This is a genomic window from Pseudomonas sp. (assembly GCF_049645325.1).
Lineage (GTDB): Bacteria > Pseudomonadota > Gammaproteobacteria > Pseudomonadales > Pseudomonadaceae > Aquipseudomonas.
In genome coordinates this window covers 1-7089 of the sequence record NZ_JBARTQ010000005.1, presented here as the reverse complement: position 1 = coordinate 7089, position 7089 = coordinate 1, and the positions used below count along the sequence as shown (strand labels likewise).

At 59.6% G+C, this 7089-nt stretch carries 4 protein-coding genes; 3 read left to right on the top strand and 1 reads right to left on the bottom strand.

Annotated features, from left to right (window positions below; translation table 11 throughout):
- Positions 1-53: 53 nt before the first annotated feature.
- Entirely contained in the window at positions 54-5003 is a 4950-nt protein-coding gene (locus WBB95_RS00185) for a dermonecrotic toxin domain-containing protein (RefSeq protein ID WP_424485752.1), read from the bottom strand.
- A gap of 246 nt (positions 5004-5249) precedes the next feature.
- Between WBB95_RS00185 and WBB95_RS00180 the strand changes: the two genes are divergently transcribed.
- The 3 genes from WBB95_RS00180 (at position 5250) to WBB95_RS00170 (ending at position 7038) form a co-directional block, all read left to right on the top strand.
- A complete protein-coding gene (locus tag WBB95_RS00180; protein WP_424485751.1) occupies positions 5250-5540 on the top strand; it encodes a DUF5629 family protein in 291 nt (96 codons plus the stop codon).
- Complete coding sequence (locus WBB95_RS00175; RefSeq protein WP_424485750.1) at positions 5527-6702, top strand: lactonase family protein; 1176 nt, start codon at positions 5527-5529, stop codon at positions 6700-6702. The genes WBB95_RS00180 and WBB95_RS00175 overlap by 14 nt, the downstream gene beginning before the upstream one ends.
- Before the next feature lie 156 nt (positions 6703-6858).
- The gene (locus tag WBB95_RS00170; protein WP_424485749.1) at positions 6859-7038 is read left to right on the top strand and encodes a hypothetical protein; all 180 of its coding nucleotides are present in this window, start codon (positions 6859-6861) and stop codon (positions 7036-7038) included.
- Positions 7039-7089: the final 51 nt, after the last annotated feature.

Sequence of the window (7089 nt, the reverse complement as noted above, 5' to 3'; positions counted from 1 at the left end):
ATTGATAAGTGCCCCGCAAGTGCGAATTGATTCGCTCTTGCGGGGCTTGTTGCCTACAGCTTCAAGAACAACTTCTCATCCAGCGGGCTTGTGATCCGCGAGCGAATGATCTGCTCCAGCATCCGGTTATTGCCGGCCTCCCTGATCAAGTCTTTCTGAGTCTTGGCGCGCTGGGATGCAATTTTCAAATGCGCCGCCGTGTAGGTATTACGCACCGCGCCTTTTTGCGGGTAGTGAAAGTGGGCGTACCACAGGACGTCGACCTTGCCCTTTTCCCGCACCGCGTATTCGGTGAACACATCACCGCTTCTTGTCGGTACATCGCGTTTTACCAGGTTGATATCGACAAACCCGTGACGCCACAGGAAATCCACGTTTTCCGGTTTCGGCGGCTGCACGCGATAGCCATCGGCAGCGTGCTGGATTGCCTTTTTTTGCAGGTCATCGGCTGCCGATCGCCATTGTGCAACCAGGTTGGCGGTTTCTTCCTGGGTGCCATGGTTGGCCAGGGCTTGCCGGGCGACCTCGCGTACTTTGTCAGCGTTGGCTTGCAGCATGTCGTACCAGTCCAGCGGGTTCAGGGTGTCGCGACGTGTTGGATCGTTCAGCTTGCGCTTCTGATAAATGATCGTCGCTTCCAGCTTGGCCGCTTCTTCGAGAAGGGTGTGTGCGTCAGCCTTGTAGGTCTTCAAGGACTTGGGTGACGGCAGACGCGGTTCCTGAATGTCGGGCCCTCTTACAATCTCCACCCACTCGCGCTGCGAAGGTTGTTCGCTGTAGCTGGCGAGAGACTTTCCGGTGGTCGGGTCCAGTACATCAATGATGTCGTTATGGCCCGATTCCGAGGGGCGCAGTGTGCCAATCAAGGTCTGGTTGTCACGGGTTTTGAATACCCTGCGGTTGTGCGGTTTTGCCTGGCGGTCTTCTCGCGAAGGTATTTCCGGGGCCAGGTGCTGTTCTTCGCGAATCACCTGTGCAAGGTCTGCCTCGGCGTCGGCGATGAGTTCGCTCAGGTGCTGGGTAAACAGTGCGTGATATTCACTGCGGAACAGGACCGGGCAGGTTTCCTGCAGGTAAATCCCGTCGCTCAGGGATTGCTGGTACGTCGCGATGATCGTCTGCAGCGTGGCCCGGCGTTCCTCAAGCGTATAGCCCCGATACTCGCGCTGGTCGAGAAAGGCTTGGTTGACACGCTCCATGGGGGTGTTGCCAAAGCGTTTCAGGAAGAACGCGGCGTCAGTCCCGCGGGCCGAAGCAGATCGGTTGATGCTCAACTCCTTGAGGTTGGTCAGGATACTGAGCCTGGCCGACAGCAAGTCGATATCAGGAGGCGTGTTGTAACGCTCCTTGATGTATTGCTCGGCCTGCTTGGCCCCGTAGGGGGAGTCGTTTTTCCACTGTTCAAACTGCCGGTTGATGGCCTGTTTGGCCTTCAGCAGTTTTTCACGGTTGCGGTAGGTGGTTTCGAACGCTTGAACCGTTGCATCGTAAGCGTGCAGGGAGCGCTCCCTGGCCGCTTGCACAACCTGAGCCAAGGGTTCACCGCTGGCAATGTACTGGTTGCTGATATTAAACAGCCTGCGGTGAATATCCTCTACGTCTTCCACTGCCTTGAGCATTCCCCGGTATTCCAGGGAACGGTTCTGTTTGTACTCGGACAGGTCATCCAGCCCGGCAATTTTCCTGGGGCTGATACTGGCCACGGTTTTTTCGCCGGCGGCCAGGTGTGCTTGGGTCAATGGCTCGATTTCGAGCAGTTGCTGATCGACCGTCGCCCTGAGCGCCTCAGTCGTTTGCAGCTGCTCGGCGTAGCGGGCATCGAAAAGACCCGCTGACGCAGGGCGACTTTTCAACGCCCACAGTTTCCTCAGATTATTCTGGGCGTGCTCGTACTCGGTCATGGTGTTGCCGAGTTGTTTGACGGCGTTGCGGTGAGCGTCGGAGGCGTTGAAGCCTTCGAGGAAATGGCGGTTGTATTCGGCGTCTTTCAGCGCCTTGTCTTGCATGTTTTTGCTGACCGCGCGCCCCATGGCACCTTTACGCATGCCACCGCGCAGCTTAGGACTGAGGTCGAGGCGCCACTGGCCCCTTGCATCGCGTTGAATCGGTGGGCCGCTACGGCTTTTATCTTGTGCATCAATGATAAACACGCCGTCCAGGTCGCGGGCGACTTGAAACCATTGCTGGTCAATCTGGACCTGTAACTGGCTGCCAATCGAGTACAGCCCTTGAGTGGCGCCTTGGGCAATGGGCTCGCCTGGGTGTGTGGGCGCCGGTACCGCGAATGAAGCGATGCGCGCACGCTGGCTGGCGCTCAGGTCGCGCGAAGCGGAAAACGCGAAATCGAATGGGCTTGTGGCGGCTTCATTGAACTGGGCAGCAGTTGCCGGAAGGCTTTCGCGAATCGCGCCGGGTGCCGTCGCAATGGGGCTTTCAGCGGAACGACCCAGTGGCACAAATACCTCGGGGCGCTGGGCAAAGGGCAGGTTCCCCAACGACCGCCCGGGCGCCGAGGACGCCGCAGAGTGGCTCAACAGGGTGCCCATATTCACCAGCAGATCGACCATTGCTGCGGCAGGGTCCGCATTGCCCGGGTCGCTCATGCGTTCCAGATCGTTGTCTACAGCTGCCATTTGCAGCAGCCAACCCACCATGGCTCCGGGGCCGCGCAATACCGGCAGCAAGGTGTTGAACAGCAACCAGCCCAACTCTTTGTGGGAGGCCCAGCGGCTTTCAGCATCGGAGGCGGATTGGTCTTTGGCCAGTGAGACCAGGCTGTGGGCATTGGCGTTGAACAGATGTTTCATCAGTTCGCCGTTGTTCAGATGTTGTTGCAATGCTGCAGCTGCGCCGTAGCCATCTGCGGCGAGGTGAGTGGGTTTGGGTGTCTGCGGGGCATCGAACTCGTTGAACACGCTGTAGTGGGTGATATGCGGCGTGTGAAAACCACCGTTGGCGTACACCGCGCGGGTCTTGGCGTCCGGTAGCCAGGCAAGAACACTTTGTTGCAACGGCCCCGGCTGCTGTATAGCGGTAAGCACGGCCTCGCGGCTGGAAAATTCCTGCAGGGGAGGCGAGAGCTGGGGGCGGTAAAGAATGTGCGGGCCCTTTGCGAGGTCTTTCGGCTCGATTAAAAACATGTTCTCGACCACGTCGGGTGCCGCACCCGGTTTACGCACAAACGCCAGCGGGCGCACGGTGATGTCCACACCGTCAATTTGGCGCGGGGCAGTACCCGGTTGAATCACGGCCTCGATCAACCGGTAGCCGCGTGCGGTCAGGCCGTTTTCGCCGCGCAGCTTGAATTCCATGGCCTGCATGGCGAGCTGCACGGGCACTTGCTCGCTGAACAACGCCTGGCGGGTACGAGTCTGCGGGTTATCGCCAAGCAAGTGCTGTTCAAGCAAGGCCGGGTAGCGCTTGCCAATGTCGACCTGGGTGATGAGGTCCTTGAGTTGTTGCGCCATGTGCGGATCGGTCACCGGCTGGCCGCGCAGGCGTATGTCCATCTTGCCCTTGGGCAGGCCGGCAAGGTTGTCCAGGGCCATTTGCACCAGGCTCATCTTGACCGGCTCGATGTAACCACCACCCAGCGTACCCACCGCTACGTTGAATGTGATTTCAAGGTCCCTGGCGCGATAGCCTTTGCTTGCCAGATGCGCGTCCAGTTGCTGTTCGGTGTAGGTGTGGATGTCCGGTATGTCGCTCAGGAAGGTGCGGCCGTTATTGCGTCGCACGCTGCTGGCCAGCGCCAGTGTGTGTTGCCGGTAGGTAAAACGCTCGGCGCCACCGGCACGTTTGAGCCAATCAGGCAGCGTGCGCGCCAGCGGTTCCAGCGCAGCCGCTGGCGAGTGCAGGGCGCCGTTGAACCATGGCGCGGTGGCACTCGCCAGGGAAAACAGCTGTTCAAGCGCTTCGACGCTGGTGGCAGCCGGCAGCTCGATCGCCTCCAGGTTTTGCAGTTGCCGGTCAAGCAGGATGGCGGCCTGGGTATCGAAAATGGAGCCGTCAGGTGCTGATCTTTTCCACGCCAGTTGATCGAACACAAAGTCCTTGCTGAGCTGCCGTTCCCACGCCTTGGCGAAGGCTTCCACAGTGTCGTAGGGCGTCACCACGCCCGCAGCGCTTGCGTGCAGTATCAACTGGCGGCCGTCGATCTGCCGGGTGATCAGCAGGTCAGGGCTAAGGAGCGTGCTGGTTTTTCCGGCCTGGCTCAGTGTGGACTCCACGACAAACACCTGGGCGGCTGATGCTCCTGCCATTTTTATACGCTCGGCCGAATCGGGATAGCGCGTGACCTGATCCAGCGTCTGGCGTTGCTGTTCATCCAGGCCCGGTTGCTTGAGGGACGCAATGCGCAGCGTGTTCTGCAGGGTGTCGCTGAGCCATGCCCAATGGCTGATCGGTGATGCAGCAAAGGCCTGGTTCCCCCAATACTGGCTCAGTGCCTGCGAAAACGCTGGCTTGAGCAAGGGGCGCAGGTTTCGGATCGCTATTTCCACGGTCTGCATGTCCAGGGGCATGACCAGGTGGCCGCCCGTATGGGTAACTTTCAGCAGCTTATAGCGGGTGGTATCCATCCACCGGCAGGGCTGGCCATGCCGGTCGGTGAAATCCAGTTCGGCCCCGGACGCCAGGTGGTCGAGGGCCACGTCCAGTAAAGGCGTCAGTTCATATTGCAAAGGGGCGGCGCTGATCGGCACGGCCAGTGAGGTTTTGGCGATATTGATCTCCAGCGTCGGGTACTGCGCCTTGAGCGCCTGCGCCAGCAACTCGGCGACCACCGAGCGCACACTGGGGCGGTTGGCGAAGTGTTCTGCAACCACCTTGGCGGGCATGTCGGCAGGTGCGCCCTTGGGTGGCTGAGGGGCGCCTCGCAGTGCTGGCTGCGAGCGCAACGACTGTGGCGCAACCGGTGCAATGGGCGCGGCTGACGAGGAGGGTACAGATTCGGCGGGCAGGGAGAACGAGTACGGGCGTGAAGCAGTGCTGACCGATAGCATGCAAGCGATTCCTTTGCTTTAGGGATAAAACACACGCCGGGAAAAATACCCGCCCAGGCCCCTCTCGGTGTCGGCAATGCGTTATCAACTGTTTCGTCGCAGACCTTTCAGCAGCGCCGACGCCTTGATTGGCGCGGGGTTGAGGCGTCTGTTTCGGGGTATTTGTAGCATTTGCAGGGTTGAAAGCGGCGCTCGATCCGCCATGCTGGGCTATCATTGGCGCTTTCCCGTAGATGATTGACTGCCATGACTGCTGCCACCCTGAACACCGTCCTCGCCACCAGCGACATGCTTGAAATCGATGGTTTGCACGCGTTTGACTTTGAGCTCAACGCCGAGCGCCTGCTGATCATCGCCATGGACGGCCGCGCTGAAAAACGCTGGAACTTCAGCCTGGAACAGGTGCAGGCCGCTGTCTTTGACGACACATTGCAAAGCTGGACCCTTACCGGTGATTCGGGCGAGCACCGCCTGATCTGCCTGAGTGCTTTCACCGGCAACAATAACGACGAGGACGAAGCGGATGATAATGCGTAAATTCTGGCCCCTGCTGATGGCGGGCAGTGTCGGTGCGATGTCGGTACACGCCGCACCGGCTGACACTTATGAACTGCTGGTGGGCAGCTACACCGCCGGTACCAGTGAAGGTATCTACCGCCTGCAATTTGACAGCCGTACCGGCCAGTTCAGCGGTAAACCGGTACTTGCGGCCAAGGCGGCCAACCCGTCCTGGCTGACGATTTCCAAAGACCGCAAGCACCTGTTTGTGGTCAATGAAAACGGCCCGGGCCAGAAAGACCCGGTCGGCCGCGTCAGCAGCTACAGCATTGACCCGCAGAACCATCAGTTGAAGCTGATCAATCAGGTGCAGAGCCTGGGCAACGAGCCCACCCATTCCAGCGTGGCCGCCGATGGACGCTACCTGTTTGTCGCCAACTATTCGGTGCTGGAGGATCCGGGCGGCAGCCTGGCGGTTCTGCCAATCGATGCGACCGGAAAATTGTCGGCGCCGGTGCAGTTGAGCGGGCACCCGGCGAGCCGCGTGAACCCTGAACGCCAGGCCTCCAACCACGTGCATTCGGTGGTGTCGTCACCGGACGGCAAGTACGTGTTTGTGCAGGACTTGGGCGCAGACAAGGTGTTTGCCTATCACTACGACCCCAAGGCCAATCACGAGCTTCCATTGACGCCGGCTGACCCGGCTTCGGTGCAAATGCCGCCGGGCAGCGGCCCGCGCCACCTGTTGTTCAGTGCCGACGGCAAGCATGCCTGGCTGACCACTGAGATGAGTGCCCAGGTCGCGGTGTTTGACTACAACGACGGCAAGCTGACGCAGACTCAGTTGGTGGATTTTGCCGACGGCCAACCGGTGTCCGACAAGGCCGGTGCTGCGGTGCATGCATCAAGCGACGGCAAGTTCCTGTATGTGAGCAATCGCGGCACTGCCAATCAGATGCTGGTGTTCAGCATTGACCCGGCCACCGCGCACCTCAAGGAACTGCAGCGCCGTTCCGTGGAAGGCGACCACCCGCGCGAGTTCAGCCTGGACCCGAGCGGCAAGTTCCTGCTGATCGCCAACCAGAAAAGCAACGAAATTGTGGTGGTCGAACGCGACCCCAAGACCGGCTTGCTTGGCAAAACCGTGCAGAAATTGGCGATTGATGCCCCCAGCGACCTCAAGTTCCTGGTGCGTCAATAAGCTACAGGCCCCGCAGTGCGGGGCCTGACCCGGTGTATTAATTCTATTAATAGCGGCTACTGTTTCAAAGCATTTCTAAGGTTCAGCCCTCGGGCGTAAGTTTGGTTCCAAGGCCTTCCCCGGCCACCTAACCAAACGAACACAAGGGTTACCGACATGAACTTGAATCTTTTCTCCATCATCGCCGCTTCTGCTGTTTCCGCTACCGTGGCCTTGCCTGCCGCCGCCAGCGTGGACGTTTCCGGTAAAAAATCCAGCACCAGTGCCTACACCCAAAAATACCTGCAGCAAAGCGCCAACTTCTACGCGGCGCTGGATCACAAGACTCAGCACTGAGCTTGAGGAAAGCGACGGTCAAATGTGGGAGCTGGCTTGCCTGCGATGCAA